11 protein-coding genes are annotated in these 14,903 nt (G+C 74.2%); 9 read left to right on the top strand and 2 right to left on the bottom strand.

Annotation, left to right across the window (positions count from 1 at the left end; genetic code table 11):
- The first annotated feature begins 62 nt into the window (after nt 1-62).
- The 3 genes from WMF33_RS14550 to WMF33_RS14540 all read left to right on the top strand — a co-directional run bounded on the left by WMF33_RS14550 (nt 63) and on the right by WMF33_RS14540 (nt 3,829).
- Complete coding sequence (locus WMF33_RS14550; protein WP_437337695.1) at nt 63-914, top strand: RNA polymerase sigma factor; 852 nt, start codon at nt 63-65, stop codon at nt 912-914.
- A 303-nt stretch (nt 915-1,217) separates the two neighbouring features.
- Nucleotides 1,218-2,285 (top strand): 3-deoxy-7-phosphoheptulonate synthase, encoded by a 1,068-nt coding sequence (locus WMF33_RS14545; protein ID WP_437337694.1) that lies wholly within the window; start codon nt 1,218-1,220, stop codon nt 2,283-2,285.
- A gap of 134 nt (nt 2,286-2,419) precedes the next feature.
- Complete coding sequence (locus WMF33_RS14540; RefSeq protein ID WP_437339483.1) at nt 2,420-3,829, top strand: hemolysin family protein; 1,410 nt, start codon at nt 2,420-2,422, stop codon at nt 3,827-3,829.
- Nucleotides 3,830-3,890: 61 nt separating this feature from the next.
- On the opposite strand, the gene WMF33_RS14535 is transcribed toward WMF33_RS14540, so the two are convergent.
- On the bottom strand, nt 3,891-5,300 hold the full coding sequence (locus tag WMF33_RS14535) for a POT family MFS transporter (protein ID WP_437337693.1): 1,410 nt from the start codon (nt 5,298-5,300) through the stop codon (nt 3,891-3,893).
- A 435-nt stretch (nt 5,301-5,735) separates the two neighbouring features.
- Between WMF33_RS14535 and WMF33_RS14530 the strand changes: the two genes are divergently transcribed.
- The 3 genes from WMF33_RS14530 to WMF33_RS14520 all read left to right on the top strand — a co-directional run bounded on the left by WMF33_RS14530 (nt 5,736) and on the right by WMF33_RS14520 (nt 9,851).
- Entirely contained in the window at nt 5,736-6,875 is a 1,140-nt protein-coding gene (locus WMF33_RS14530) for a site-2 protease family protein (protein ID WP_437337692.1), read from the top strand.
- 181 nt (nt 6,876-7,056) lie between these two features.
- Nucleotides 7,057-8,844, top strand: a complete 1,788-nt coding sequence (locus WMF33_RS14525) for an MXAN_6577-like cysteine-rich protein (protein ID WP_437337691.1) — start codon at nt 7,057-7,059, stop codon at nt 8,842-8,844.
- Between the two features lie 50 nt (nt 8,845-8,894).
- The gene (locus tag WMF33_RS14520; RefSeq protein ID WP_437337690.1) at nt 8,895-9,851 is read left to right on the top strand and encodes an alpha/beta fold hydrolase; all 957 of its coding nucleotides are present in this window, start codon (nt 8,895-8,897) and stop codon (nt 9,849-9,851) included.
- A gap of 46 nt (nt 9,852-9,897) precedes the next feature.
- On the opposite strand, the gene WMF33_RS14515 is transcribed toward WMF33_RS14520, so the two are convergent.
- The gene (locus tag WMF33_RS14515) at nt 9,898-10,641 is read right to left on the bottom strand and encodes a YqjF family protein (RefSeq protein ID WP_437337689.1); all 744 of its coding nucleotides are present in this window, start codon (nt 10,639-10,641) and stop codon (nt 9,898-9,900) included.
- Between the two features lie 139 nt (nt 10,642-10,780).
- On the opposite strand from WMF33_RS14515, the gene dhaK reads away from it, so the two are divergent.
- Genes dhaK through ptsP form a run of 3 tightly spaced genes read left to right on the top strand, consistent with a single transcriptional unit; the run spans nt 10,781 to nt 14,871 of the window.
- The gene (gene dhaK / locus WMF33_RS14510; RefSeq protein ID WP_437337688.1) at nt 10,781-11,782 is read left to right on the top strand and encodes a dihydroxyacetone kinase subunit DhaK; all 1,002 of its coding nucleotides are present in this window, start codon (nt 10,781-10,783) and stop codon (nt 11,780-11,782) included.
- 3 nt (nt 11,783-11,785) lie between these two features.
- Complete coding sequence (gene dhaL, locus WMF33_RS14505; protein ID WP_061622419.1) at nt 11,786-12,436, top strand: dihydroxyacetone kinase subunit DhaL; 651 nt, start codon at nt 11,786-11,788, stop codon at nt 12,434-12,436.
- On the top strand, nt 12,433-14,871 hold the full coding sequence (gene ptsP / locus WMF33_RS14500; protein WP_437337687.1) for a phosphoenolpyruvate--protein phosphotransferase: 2,439 nt from the start codon (nt 12,433-12,435) through the stop codon (nt 14,869-14,871). Before dhaL ends, ptsP begins: the two co-directional genes overlap by 4 nt.
- Nucleotides 14,872-14,903: the final 32 nt, after the last annotated feature.

Genomic DNA, 14,903 nt, shown 5'->3' with positions numbered 1-14,903 from the left:
GGGGATCGGGTCCTCCTAACTAAGGGAGCATGGGACAACCGCACCGCACGCTCGCTCCATCGATGCCGCTGGATAGACAGCGCGCCTTTGTCCGGCTCTTTCGGGGGAAGACCTACGACTCCGTGTGGAACTGGCTGAAGCGGCTCGGGGTCCCACGCCGCGACCGGAGCGACATCCTTCAGGACGTCTTCCTCGCCGGATACCAGAGCTTCCCCACCTACGATCCGCTCCGCGCGCGGCCCGAGCGGTGGCTCAACCGGATCACGGTCCACGTGGCCGCGCACTACCGCGATCGGGCGCACCACCGGCGCGAGGAGCTCTCGTCTTGGCAGGCCCCGCGGCGCGTCGCCGACGAGCGCCCGAACGCCGAGGAGCAGATCGACGCGGAGCAGACGCGCTCGCTCATCCTGTCGCGGCTCGGGTCGCTGGTGACCGAGGAGCAGCGGATCCTCATCGAGCACGACATCGAGGGCCTGCCGATGGCGACGATCGCCGAGCAGCACGGGATCCCGCTGTCGACCGCGTACAAGTGGCGCACCCGCGCGATCGCCTCGCTGCGCGCGCTGATCGAGGAGCCCTGCGCCGAGCGCCAGCGAACGCGGCCACCGCAAACCGCGGGGGGCCACGCCGGGCGGCCTGCGCCGCGGCGGGCCGAAGCCGCGGGCGAACGGCAGCCCGCGCCGCGGCCCGCGAAGGCCGCGGGCGAACGGCCGCCAGCGCCGCGGCCGGCGGAGGCCGCGGGCGAGCGGCAGCCCGCGCCGCGGCCCGCAAAGGCCGCGCGACGGGCGCCGCCCGCGGCTTCCGCCCGCGCGAGCGCGAAGCGGCCGGCGGCGCCCTGCCGCACGCCCCCGAGCAGCGCCCCGCTCGCCCGCAGATCCGGCGCCGAGCAGGCTCACGCGCCCGCGGGCGCGTGAGCCGTGGAGACCGCCGGCCGCCCAGAGGTGCGCCCGCGCGAGCCCCCCGCCGTCCGCGACCGGGCGTTCCGGACGCCTGCGCCTCGACGGCGCGCGAGCACCAGCGAGGCAAATCTTCAGGCCGACCGGAATTATTCAAACCTGGCCAAACCTGGCTAGCCCTGGCCAGCCCTGGCCGGCGCCGCCCCGGACCGATCGGAACGGACCGGAAGGCGATCCGGAAGAAAAAATGCCTTCGTTTCACGCACGGGCAGTCGGGGCATATCGCAGCGCGCTGCGACGCGCTATGCTGGCATCCTCACGATGTACTACTCGACCGACGACCTTCGCATTGCAGGGCTCAGGCCCTTGATCCCCCCCGCGATCCTTATCGAAGAGATCCCCGTCAGCTCCGCCGCCTCGGAGACGGTGGCGTTCACGCGCCGGGCCGCCGAGCGCGTGGTCTCGGGCGACGACGACCGGATCATCGTGGTCGTGGGCCCCTGCTCCATCCACGACCCCAAGGCCGCGCTGGAGTACGCGGCGCGGCTCCGGGAGGCGCGCGACCGGCTGAGCGACGACCTGCTCGTGATCATGCGCGTGTACTTCGAGAAGCCGCGCACCACGGTCGGCTGGAAGGGGCTGATCAACGACCCCGACCTCGACGGGAGCTTCTCGATCAACAAGGGGCTCCGCGTCGCCCGCGGGCTGCTCCGCGACATCGCCGAGCTCGGCCTCGCGAGCGCGACCGAGTTTCTGGACACGATCTCGCCGCAGTTCATCGCAGATTTCATCTCCTGGGGCGCGATCGGCGCGCGCACGACCGAGAGCCAGATCCACCGCGAGCTCGCCTCGGGGCTCTCCTGTCCCGTCGGCTTCAAGAACAGCACCGAGGGCGACGTGCAGATCGCGGTCGACGCCGTGCGGGCCGCCCGCGAGGCGCACCATTTCCTGTCCGTCACCAAGCAGGGCATCTCGGCGATCGTGGCGACGCGCGGCAACTCGGCCTGCCACGTGATCCTGCGCGGCTCGCAGCGCGGGCCCAACTACGCGCCCGAGCACGTCCGCGAGGCGGCCGACCGCCTGACCAAGGCGGGCCTGCCGCGCCGCCTGATGGTCGACTGCAGCCACGGCAACAGCCAGAAGGACCCGGCGCGCCAGCGGATCGTGGCCGAGAGCCTGGCCGACCAGCTGCGCTCCGGCTCCCGCGACATCCTCGGTGTCATGATCGAGAGCCACCTCGTGGGCGGCCGGCAGGACCTCACGCCGGGCAAGCTCCCCATCTACGGCCAGAGCATCACCGACGCCTGCCTCGGCTGGAACGACACGGTGCCGGTCCTCGAGCTGCTCGCCCAGGCGGTGCGCGACCGGCGGGCCAGCAAGGCGGCCTGACCCCGCCGCCCGGCGCGGTGTGACCCCGCCGCCCAGCCCGCCACCCCGGCGCGCCAGCCCTTTCAGAAAATTCCATCACAGGCGCAACCACGGATCGCAGCGCGGGCGGCGACGATCGCTCGCCGGCCTTGTCCGTGCATGCTCCGCGTCGCTGCCGCGCCAGGGGCGACGCGCTATGTCCCCGGAGCGCCTCGGAGGAGACCATCATTTTATCGGAGATTCTCATCATCCTGGCGCTCGTGCTCGTGAACGGCATCTTCGCGGGCGCCGAGATCGCGGTCGTCACGGTCCGCAAGACGCGGCTCGACCAGCTCATTCAGTCGGGGAGCCGCCGGGCGCGCGCGGTGAAGCGCCTGCGGGGCAACCCGGAGCGCTTCCTCGCCACCGTGCAGATCGGCATCACCATCGTCGGCGCCACCGCGAGCGCCTTCGGCGGGTCGACCCTGGCGCAGGACCTCGCGCCCTTGCTCCGCGCCGTGCCGTGGATCGGGGACGCCGCGGACGAGCTCGCGCTCGCCGCGGTGGTCGCGCTCGTCTCGTTCCTCTCGCTCGTCCTCGGCGAGCTCGTCCCGAAGTCGCTCGCGCTCCGCTCCTCCGAGCGGTACGCGCTGCTCGTCGGCCCGCCGCTCCGCGGCCTGGCCTCGCTCGCCCGCCCGCTCGTCTGGCTGCTCACGGCGAGCTCGAACCTGGTGCTGAGGCTCTTCGGCGACCGCACGAACTTCGTCGAGGCGCGCATCTCGCCCGAGGAGATCCAGCAGATCGTCGACGACGCCGCCGAGGCGGGCTCGGTCGACCGGCGCGCCGGCGAGATCGCCTCCCGCGCCCTGGATTTCGCCGGGCTCACCGCGCTCCAGGTGATGCTCCCGCGCGTCCGCGTCGTGGCGGTCCCGCGCGAGGCGACCGCCGCGGAGGTCCAGCGCGCGGTGCTGGAGCACGGCCACACGCGGATGCCGGTCTACGAGGGGTCGAACGACAACGTGATCGGCTACGTCACGACGCCGGAGGTGCTCGCGCTCCTCTGGGGCGACGGGCCGTTCTCGCTGGAGAGCGTCCTGCGCCCGGCCTACTTCGTGGTCGCGTCGATGCCGGCCGTCGACCTCCTCGCCGAGATGAAGCGGCGGCGGCTCCAGCTCGCCATCGTCGTGGACGAGCAGGGCGGCATGATCGGCATCGTCACGATGGAGGACCTCGTCGAGGAGCTCGTCGGCGAGATCTTCGCCGAGAACGAGGCGCACGCGCTCCCCACCGAGGGGATCCGCCGCGAGCCGGACGGGTCGGCGCTCGTGCCCGGCGACATGCCGGTCCACGAGCTCAGCCGGCAGCTCGAGATCGAGCTGCCGGACGACGCGCGCTGGTCCACGGTCGCGGGCCTGTGCATGGGGCTCGCCCGGCGCATCCCCGCGCCCGGCGACGTCCTCAGGACCCCGGCCGGGGCGGAGCTCCACATCGTCGACGCGAGCCCTCGGCAGATCCGCACGGTGCGGGTGCGCGTCCCACCGGAGCCGGCCGAGCGCGAGGACGAGGAGCAGCGCGACGCGGGCTGAGCGCGCGGCGAGGGGCGAGCGCGCGCGGCGGGGGCCGAGCGCGCGGCGGGGGCCGCGCGCGTCACGCCGCCGGGACGGGCGGCGCGCCGGCGGGCCTCGGCTGGAAGTGGTCGACCACCACGTACCGCCGCGCGAGGAGGCCGAAGACGAGCGCGGCGAGCAGGATGAGCGCGGCGAAGAAGAGGTACTGCATCGCGCCCGAGAACACGTTGAGCGCCGCGACGCCGGCGGTGATCAGGTTGCCGACCGTCACCGTGAGGTTCCAGAAGCTCATGATGGTGCTCTTCATCTCGCGCGGCGCCTGGGAATAGGCGAACTCGAGGCCGGTGGTGGACACCAGCACCTCGGCGAGCGTGATGAGCAGGTAGGGCCCGGCCTGCCAGAGCACGCTGAGGCTGCCGCCCGAGCCCATCGCGAGCTCGATGGCGGCGACCGCGACGAACGAGACCCCGGCGATCGCCATGCCCGCCGTCATGCGGCCGAGCGCCGTCAGGCGGACCCCGCGCCGCTCGAGGGCGGGATAGAGGATCATCGTGTTGAAGGGGATGATCAGCATCACCATGAGCGGGTTCAGCGCCATGAGCTGCGATGGGGCGAGCTTGTGGCCGAGCACCTCGAGATCCATGCGGGTCGCCTGGACGATCCAGGTCGACCCCTTCTGGTCGAACAGCGCCCAGAACACCGGGATCGGCGCGAAGATCGTCATCACCCGCAAGACGGCCTTGGCGCCCTCGACGGCGCCCTCCGGGTGCCTCCCGCGCGCCGCGTCGAGGAAGTGCCCGCCCTCGGTGGCGCCGCGCGCGCCGCGCCCGCCCCGGACGGCATCCCAGAGGACGCGAAGGAAGGAGTGCGGGTTCTTGCCGGTCGGCGGCACATGCACGTACTTGTCGCGCCCCATCCAGAACACGACCGTCGCGATCAGCATGAGCGCGCCGGGGATCCCGAACGCCACCCTCGGCCCGAACCACTCGAGCGTCTTCGGGATCAGGGCCGATGCGAAGAAGGATCCGAAGTTGATGATCCAGTAGAAGAGCGCGAACACGTGCTTGACGAGGTGCTTGTTCTCCTCGGAGAACTGGTCGCCGACGTGCGCCGAGACACACGGCTTGATCCCGCCCGAGCCGAGGGCGATGAGCGCGAGCCCGGCGTAGAAGCCGCTCGGGCTGCTCTCGAAGATGGCGAGGCAGGCGTGCCCCGCGCAGTAGATGAGCGAGAGCCAGAGGATCGTCCGGTACTTCCCGAAGAAGCGATCGGACAGGAAGCCGCCGAGGAGCGGGAAGAAATAGCAGGCGCTCACGAACAGGTGGTAGTTGGCCTTGGCCACGTGCTCGTGGATCAGCATGTAGTTGATGAGGAAGAACGTCAGGATGTTCTTCATGCCGTAGAAGCTGAAGCGCTCGCACCCCTCGTTTCCGATGATGTATTTGATCTGCGGGGGGAATCGGTCGGTGCTCGAAGCGGTTTGCGTCATGGCAGGGCCCTCGCTCGCGCCTGCGCCGTCCTAGACCGCCTCCCGCGCCCGGGCAATCCGCGCGTCGCCCTCGCCTCCCCTCCTCCTCGCTCCTCGCTCCGCGCGCCGCGGCGCCCGCCGCCGGCGCCGCCGCCCCTCACCCGCCTCGGCCGGGCGCGCTCTGCCCCCTGTCCCCGCGCAAACACTCCGCCTCGAATGCCCGGTGCGAAATGCCCCGCTGCGGCGAGGCGCCGCGGGAGCGCGCCGCCCGCCCGGCCCGCCGCCGCCGCCGTGAAATCCGGTACGCGCATTGCTTTACAACCCCGAGGATCGTCGAGCAGGCATCGAGAGCTCTCATGACCAGGCCACCCGGCCGCACCGCCGGGCGCGCGCGGTCGTCGGCTTCTCCCGCGCCGTGACGCGCCGCTCGCGCGCATCCAGCAGGAGCCAGACACCATGAAATGGTCATTCAGGGTCGCCAGGATCGCCGGTATCGACGTCAACGTGCACGCGACCTTCGGGCTCATCGTCGCCCTCGGAGCGCTCCAGTGGAGCGGCCACCACGGCGCCCGGGGGGCGCTGTTCGGCGCCGCGCTGATGCTGGCGCTCTTCGCCTGCGTGGCCCTGCATGAGCTCGGTCACAGCCTGGTGGCCAGGCGCTTCGGGCTCACCGTGCGCGAGATCCTGCTCCTGCCCATCGGCGGCGTCGCGATGTTCGCGGGCCGCCCGCAGAAGCCGCTCCACGAGCTGCTCATCGCGCTCGCCGGCCCCGCCGTGAACGTGGTCCTCGCCGCCGTCCTCCTGGTCGTGACCGGCGCGCTCGGCTTGCTCTCGGAGCTCCCCTCGCTCGGGACGGGGGCGAGCCCGTCGCTGCCCACGGCGCTGCTCTGGCTCCTCGGCGCCAACGTGGCGCTCGCCGTCTTCAACATGATCCCGGCGCTGCCCCTCGACGGCGGGCGCGTGCTCCGGGCCGGCCTCTCGATGGCGATCGGCCCCGCGCGCGCGACCTCCGCGGCGGCCGCGATCGGGCAGGTCATCGCGGTGGCCCTGTTCGCCCTCGCCGTGCTCTCGGGCCACCTCGTGCTCGCCTTCATCTCGGTGCTCGTGTTCCTCGGCGCGACGCAGGAGCGGACCACGGAGCGCGCGCGGTCGATCCTCGGCGTCGTCCCCGTCGGCCGCGCCTACAACCGGCGCGCCATCGCGCTGTCGCCCTGCGATCGCGTGAGCGACGCCGCCGAGCACATCCTCACGACCTACCAGACCGACTTCGCGGTCCTGCTCGACGGGCAGCCGATCGGCGCCTTGACGCGGGGCGACGTGGTCCGCGCGCTCGCCGAGGGCGCGGGCGGCGCGTACGTCGCCGGGATCATGCGGCGCGACGTCCCCCGCGTGGACGCCGACCGCTCGCTCGACGACGTGATGCGGCTCATGTCCGAGAAGAGCGCCCCTGTGGCCGCGGTGTACGACGGTGAAAGGTACCTGGGCCTCATCAGCCAAGACGACATCGCCGAGGCGCTCGCGCTCCTGCAGTTCCTGCCGGCCTCGCGGCTCGGCGGCGCCCCGTCGCCGGCGGCGCCGCGCACGCAATGGACCTGACGACCTGACGCCGTGACGCAGGCCTCCAGACCGCAGCGGCGCCGACGCGGCGCGCGCCGGCACGATCTACGCGCAGGATCGGGCTGCAAGCATTGACAGCCCGGAAGGCCATCAGCGTATCCTCCCCGGTAGCTCTTCGTTACGACCCCCCGTCGCCGGCATCTCTGCCGAGGGAAGGCTCATGGAAAAGGTCAAATCGCGCTTCAGGCTTGCGCCGACGTACACCCTGCTCTGGCTCGCCGCGGCGGTGCTCGCCTCCGTGGCGTCGTGCTCGGATGGCGGTCCTACCACGAACGAGTGCATCGCTCCCGAGACGCAATGCGACGGCGTCTGCGTCGACACGAGCTCGAACTCCAGCCACTGCGGCGCGTGCGGCGCGACGTGCTCGAGCGGGCAGGTCTGCAGCGCGGGCGCTTGCGTGGCCGTGTGCGAGTCCGGGCAGACGCTGTGCGGCGACCGCTGCGTCGACGTCGACACCGACGAGGCGCACTGCGGCAGCTGTAACCACGCGTGCGAGGAGGGGCAGACCTGCCAGGGCGGCGACTGTCAGGGCGACTGCGCCGGGGGGCGCACCGAGTGCGGCGGCGCGTGCGTCGACACCGCGTCCGACCCGGCGAACTGCGGCGACTGCGGCGCCGCGTGCGAGGAGGGGCAGGTCTGCGAGGGCGGCGCCTGCCAGGAGGAAGGGTGCTCGAGCGGGCTCGCCGACTGCGGCGGCGCCTGCGTCAACCTCGCCAACAACGAGTCGCACTGCGGCAGCTGCGGGACCGAGTGCACCGACGGGCAGACGTGCGTGGCGGGCGAGTGCAGGGACGGCTGCGGCTCCGGGCTCACGGCGTGCGGCGAGGCCTGCGTCGACGTCCAGACCGACGCCGCGAACTGCGGCGGCTGCGGGACCGAGTGCAACGACGCGCAGGTCTGCCAGGCCGGCATGTGCGCGTGCACGGTGGGCCCGAACCAGGACCTCGGCAACGCCGTGCCGCAGACCGCGAGCGGCACGACGGTCGGCCTGCCGAACGCCTACGCCCCCACGTGCGTGTCCGCGAGCTCGAGCGAGCACATCTACGCGTTCACCGCGGCGACCGCGGGCGTCTACTCGTTCGACGCCAGCAGATCCGGGTACAACGTCGTCCTCGCCCTGCTCGACGCCACGGGCTGCGCCGAGATCGGCTGCGCCGCCGACTCGAGCGCGCCCCTCACGGCGGATCTGGCCACGGGCCAGACCGTCTACATCGTGGTCGACGGCGCGGACGGCGAGGCGGGCACGTTCGAGCTGGCGATCTCGCGGGCGAGCGAGCCGAGCTGCCCGGCGGGCGCGTTCACCGGCTTCGTGCCGCAGACGATCACCGGCAGCACGGTCGGCCGGCCCAGCAGCGTGCGGCCCACCGCGACGGAGGCCTGCCCCAGCGCCGCCAACGCCCCCGACGCGGGGTACTCGTTCACGGCGCAGGTCGCCGGCGACTACGTCTTCGATACGTACGGGTCCGCGTTCGACACGGTGGTCCACGTGCACGACGCCACGTGCCGGGGGACGCAGCTCGCGTGCAACGACGACACGCGGGTCGAGCAGTCGGAGGTCACCGTGACGCTCGCCGCGGGCCAGACGGTCGTGGTCGTGGTGGACGGGTCCCGCGACGCGAGCGACGGCGCGTTCAGCCTCACCGTCCGGCACGCCGTCCCGCCGCCGGTCTGCGACGACGCGGGCGTGTGCGGGGACGGCAGCTCGGGGTGCGTCCGGTGCGCGTTCGACGGCAACTGCCGCGACGAGCTCGCGGCCTGCAGCGAGCGCGATGCGTGCGTCAACTTCATCGACTGCTACGTCACGTGCGGACCGGACACCGACTGCAAGGAAGCCTGCGTCGCCCGCGATCCGGAGAGCGCCGCGATCTACAACGCGGCCATCCAGTGCGCCTACTGCGACGAGTGCGCGGACTCCTGCAGCGGCGCCTCCCCGGTCGTGTGCCGGTGAGCCGCGGCGCCAAATAGAACGAGCGCGGTGGCCGTGGTAGGAGCGCGTCGATGCGGCGCATCCTCCTCCACGGCCACTTCTGGACGATCGCTCCCTGGCTCAAGCATCAGCTCCGCGCGCCGTCGCTCCCCCCTTCCTCCCCGTTCTCGGTGAACGTCGATGAGTCGTCGGCCGGGCCCGTCCGGCTGCTCGGCCGGGTCCGCCACCGCGAAGGCGCGACGTCGATCCTCGTCGCGGTCCACGGCCTCGGCGGCACGCTGGAGAGCCACTACGTGGTCGAGGCCGCCGCGCAGGCCGAGCGCGCCGGGCTCTCGTGCTTGCGCGTCAACCTGCGCGGCGCCGGGGGCGACGGCGCCGATCTCTACCACGCTGGCCTGTTCTCCGATCTGCACGCCGCCATCGCCTCCCCCGAGCTCGACCGGTACGAGCGGGTGCTCGTCGTCGGCTACTCGCTCGGCGGGCACATCGCGCTCCGCTATGCCGCGTCCGGCGCGCTCGACCCGCGGGTCCGCGCCGTGGCCGCGATCTGCCCGCCGCTCGATCTCGAGCAGTCCGTCGCGGCGATCGATCAGCCGGAGCGCTGGGTGTACCGCTGGCACGTGCTGTCGGCGCTGAAGGAGATGTACAGCGCCGTGGCGTCCCGCCGCGCCATGCCCCTGCCCGTCCGGGAGGCGCTCGCGATCCGCACGATCCGCGAGTGGGACCGGCGCATCATGACGCCGCGGTTCGGTTATCCGAGCCCGGAGGCGTATTACTCGAGCGAGAGCGCCGCCCCGCGCCTCCGCGACCTCGCCGTTCCGTCGCTGATCGTCGCGACGGAGGCCGACCCCATGGTGCCGCTCGACACGGTGCGGCCGGCGCTCGAGGCCTACCCGCGCTCGCCGCTGCTCGACGTCCAGTGGCTCCGGTTCGGCGGGCACGTGGGCTTCCCGCAGACGCTGAGCCTCGGGTTCGGGGGCGCGCCGGGCCTCGAATCCGAGGTCATCCACTGGCTGCAGGGGCGCTGACGCGCCGGCGCGCGCGCCAGAGGCCGCGCCGCCGCGCGCGGCCGCTTCACGCCCGCGGCGCGGCGGGCTTCAGCGCGTAGACGTCGACGTCCACGCCCGGGCTGAAGAGCACGTGCGGGGCCCCCTGGGGGGCGGGCAAGCCGGCCGCGGCCACGACGCTCTCCTCGACGTGGCTCACCTCGGCGCGGTGCAGCGGATAGGGCGCGTGGTGCACCTGCCCGACCTCGAGCGCGCCCCGGCTCGACGCGAACAGCAGGTACCGCTCGGCCAGGAAGTGCTCGAGCGTCCCCGGCGCGGCGACGCCCCCGTCGATCGGCGCGCCGACGCGGTAGCGCGCCTCGAAGCGCGCGGGCAAGGGGCCGGGCCAGCGCCGCTCGCTGCGGTAGTGGACCTCGCCGCCCCGCGGCTCGAGCGCCATCGAGGCGTAGTGATACGGCAGGTGCCAGCCGGCGCGGGCCACGAGGACCGCGAGCGCCTTGGCCGCGTCCAGGCTGAAGAACCACACGCCCGGATCGCGCCCCGCCCGGTGCACGTAGGTGCGGACGTTGAGCTCGTGGAAGTTCGAGATCCCCGGGACGCTCGGCGACCACCACGGCGTGACGTCGCGCATGGTGAAGGCGACGACGCCGACGTAGGCCCTGCCCTCGAACGTGTCGAGCTCGAGCGCCGGCGGCACGACGGCGCGGAGCGCAGAGGCCGGCGTCTCCCAGTGGAGGAAGAGCAGATCTCTCCAGCGCTGGAAGCCCGCCGGGCGGCCCGGCGGGCGGAGCGTGGGGGCGAGTCGGTCCATGGCGCCCGGAGCGTAGGGCAGCGCGGCGGAAAGATCTCCTCTCGCGGCGGGCGACGCCATGGGGATATCCTGCGCGCGGAGAGCGGACGTAAGCGGGCGTAAACGGACGACACGCGGACGACGACGGAGCGGAGGCAGGATGAAGAAGCTCATCAATGCGCCGGACGATCTGGTCGGCGAGGCGCTCGAGGGCATGGCGCTGGCCCACGGCGAGCTCCTCCGGGTGAACGCCGCGCCGCTCTTCGTCACGCGGGCGGAGGCGAAGGCCAGGGGCAAGGTCGCCCTCCTCTCCGGCGGCGGCAGCGGGCACGAGCCGCTGCACGCGGGGTTCGTCGGGCGCGGCATGCTCGACGCCGCCTGCCCAGGCGCCGTGTTCACGAGCCCGACGCCCGACCAGATCTTCGAGGCGACGCGGGCCGTCGACGGCGGGGCCGGCGTGCTCCACATCATCAAGAACTACACCGGCGACGTCATGAACTTCGAGATGGCCGCCGAGCTCGCCGGCGAGGCGGGGATCGCGGTCGAGGGCGTGATCGTGAACGACGACGTGGCGGTCGAGGACAGCCTCTACACGGCGGGGCGGCGCGGCGTCGGGACGACCGTCCTCGCGGAGAAGATCTGCGGCGGCGCCGCCGAGGCCGGCCTGCCGCTCGGCGAGGTGGCGGCGCTGTGCCGGCGGGTCAACGCGCACGGCCGCAGCATGGGGGTCGCGCTCTCCGCCTGCACCGTGCCGCACGCCGGCAAGCCGTCGTTCGAGCTCGGCCCGGGCGAGATGGAGGTCGGCATCGGCATCCACGGCGAGCCCGGCCGGCGTCGAGCCCAGCTGGAGCCGGCGGATGGCGTGGCCGAGCTCCTGATGCAGCCGATCCTCGACGACCTGCCGTTCAAGCAGGGCGACGACGTGCTCCTGTTCGTCAACGGCATGGGCGGGACGCCGCTCATCGAGCTCTACGTCGTCTACCGCAAGGCCCACGCGATCGCGCGCGAGCGCGGCCTCAAGGTCGCGCGCAGCCTCGTCGGGTCGTACATCACGTCGCTCGAGATGGCCGGCGTGTCGGCGACCGTCCTCCGGCTCGACGACGAGATGATCCGCTTCTGGGACGCCCCGGTGCACACGCCGGCGCTCCGCTGGGGGGCCTGAGCGATGCAGACCCTGAGCGGCGAGCACATCGCGGCGTGGCTCGAGCGCGCGGCCGAGGTCCTGGAGCGCGAGAAGGCGTTCCTGACCGAGCTCGACGCGGCGATCGGCGACAGCGATCACGGGGTCAACATGGCGCGCGGCTTCGCGGCGGTGCGCGACCGGCTCGGCCGCCTCGATCGCGCGGACATCGGCGCGCTCCTCCGGGACGTGGGGATGACGCTGCTGTCGACCGTCGGCGGGGCGAGCGGGCCGCTGTACGGCACGCTCTTCCGCGACGCGGGCCAGCGCGTGGCCGGCGCCGCGGCGCTCGACCTCGCGGCCCTGGCGGGCTGCCTCGAGGCGGGCCTCGAGGGCGTGCGGCGCCGGGGCAAGGCGTCGCCCGGCGACAAGACGATGGTCGACGCGCTCGTCCCTGCCGTCGACGCGCTCAAGGCGGCGCTGAGCGCGCCCGGGGCCGCGGACGGCGCCGCGCTCCGGGACGCGCTCGGCCGCGCCGCCGATGCGGCGCGGGCCGGGGTGGAGGCGACCGTGCCGCTCATCGCCCGCAAGGGCCGTGCGAGCTACCTCGGAGAGCGCAGCGCTGGGCACCAGGACCCCGGCGCCACGTCGTGCTGGCTCTTGCTGCGGAGCCTGGCCGCGACGGCAGGCGCATGAGCGGGGCGGCGGGCCGCGTCGGGCTCGTCCTGGTCTCGCACAGCCGCGCGCTCGCCGAGGCCACCGAGGCGCTGGCCCGCCAGATGACCGGCGAGTCGGTCGCCATCGCGTGCGCGGCGGGCGCGGGCGACGGCGGCGCCGAGCTCGGCACCGATGCGACCGCCATCGCCGCGGCGATCGAGCGCGTCTGCGGGCCGGCCGGCGCCGTCGTGCTGATGGACCTCGGCAGCGCGATCCTGAGCGCCGAGACGGCGCTCGAGCTCGTGGATCCGGAGCTCGGCGCGCGCACGCGCCTCACGGGCGGGCCGATCGTGGAAGGCGCGGTCGCCGCCGCCGTGCGGGCGGCGGCGGGCGGCACGGTCGAGCAGGTGGCCGCGGAGGCGCGGCGGGCGCTCGAGCCGAAGGCCGCGCAGCTCGGCGAGGGCGAGCGCCCCGCGGCGGACGCGGCGGCCGCGGGCGCGCCGGCCGTGGCGGTCGACGTCGCGATCGCCGATCCGAGCGGCCTGCACGCGCGCCCGGCCGCGCAGCTCATCGCGCGCGCGGCGGCGTTCGACGCGGCGATCACCCTGGAGAACGTGACCGCCGGCCGCGGGCCGGTGGCGACGTCGAGCCTGATCGCGCTCGCCTCGCTCGGGGCGCGCCGCGGCGACGTGCTGCGCCTGCGCGCGACCGGCCGGCAGGCGGCCGAGGCGGTCGCGGCGCTCGCCGCGCTCGTGCAGCGCGAGGCGCCGGCGGGCGCGGCGGCGGCGCCCGCCACGTCGGGCCTCGCCACCCCGGTCGCGCCGGGCGTCGCGCTCGGGCCGCTCGTGCGGCTCGTGCGCGTGCTCCCGGACATCCCCGAGACCACGGTCGACGACCCCGCGGCCGAGGCCGCGCGGCTGCGGCGGGCGCTCGAGATCGCGGCGCTGGACCTCGGGAACGCGCTCCGCGGCAGCGACATCCTCGAGGCGCACCAGGCGCTGCTCTGCGACCCGGCCCTCGTCGACGAGGCCCTGTCGCGCATCGATCGGGAGCGCTGCAACGCCGCCTGGGCCTTCCGCCTGGCCATCGAGGCCGCGGCCACGATCTACCGGCAGCTCGACGACCCGTACCTGCGGGCGCGCGAGGCGGACGTCCACGACGTGGGCGACGCGGTGGTGCGCGCCCTGCTCGGCGGCGCCGCGGCCACGCTGCCCGAAGGGCCGCCGGCCGTCGTCGTGGTCGACGATCTCACGCCGTCGGAGGCCGCGCGGCTCGACGCGGCGCGCGTGCTCGGGGTCATCGACCGGCGCGGCGGCCCGACGTCGCACGCCGCCATCCTGCTGCGCGCCGCCGGCATCCCCGCGGTGGCGGGGGCCGCGGCGCTTGTGCCCGACGGCGGCGGCGCGCGCGCCGGCCTGGACGGCGCGACCGGCGAGGTGTGGCTCGACCCCGATCCCGAGACCGCGGCCGAGATCGAGCGGCGGCGGACGGCCCTTCGCGCGTCGCGGCGCCCGCCGGGCGCCCGCGACGGGCGCCTGCGCCTCGCGTGCGGGCGCGAGGTCGAGCTGTGGGCGAACGTGGCCGGGCCCGCGGACGCGCGGGCCGCGCGCGAGGCCGGCGCCCTCGGCGTCGGGCTGCTGCGCACCGAGATGCTGTTCCTGGGCCGCGTGGACGAGCCGGGCGAGGCCGAGCAGGCGGGGCTGCTCGCGGAGATCTTCGCGGCGTTCGCGGGCGCGCCGATCGTGGTCCGCACGCTCGACGCGGGCGGCGACAAGGCGCTGCCCTACCTCGAGCTCGACGCCGAGACGAACCCCAGCCTGGGCGTCCGCGGGGTCCGCCTCTCGCTGGCGCGGCCGGCGATGCTCGAGGCGCAGCTCCGCGCGATCCTCGTCGCCGGGCGCGGCCACGACGTCCGCGTGCTGATCCCGATGGTCTCGACCGCCGCGGAGGTGGTCGCGGTGCGCGCCGCGCTCGAGCGCGCGCACGAGGCGCTCGCGGCCGCGGGCCTGCCGCACCTCTGGCCGGTGGCCACGGGGATCATGGTCGAGGTGCCGTCGGCGGCGCTGATGGCCGAGCGCCTCGCGCGGCAGGCCGATTTCTTCAGCATCGGCACCAACGATCTGACGCAGCACACGCTGGCGGCCGAGCGCGGGCACCCGCGGCTGCACGCGCTCTCGGATCCGGCGCACCCGGCGGTGCTGCGGCTCGTGCGCGCGGTGGTGGAGGCGGGGCACGCCGTGGGGCGGCCCGTCTCGGTGTGCGGCGAGGCCGCCGGCGATCCCGGCGTCGCGCCGCTCCTGGTCGGCCTCGGCATCACGCGGCTCAGCATGTGCGCCTCCGCCTTCGACGCGGTGGAGGACGCGCTCGCCGGGGCCTCGTTCGCGGAGCTCGCCGCCGTGGCCGAGGAGGCGCTCGCGGTCGACGACGCGGCGGCGGCCCGCGCCGCCCGCGCGGCGGCGCGGCGTCCGGGCTGACGGCCCGGCGGCGCGGAGGAATTCAACAGCTT

This window comes from Sorangium sp. So ce394 (assembly GCF_051474665.1).
Taxonomy (GTDB): Bacteria; Myxococcota_A; Polyangia; order Polyangiales; family Polyangiaceae; genus Sorangium; species Sorangium cellulosum_D.
The sequence above is the reverse complement of the archived record's forward strand: the minus strand, read 5'-3'. Positions and strand labels throughout refer to the sequence as shown.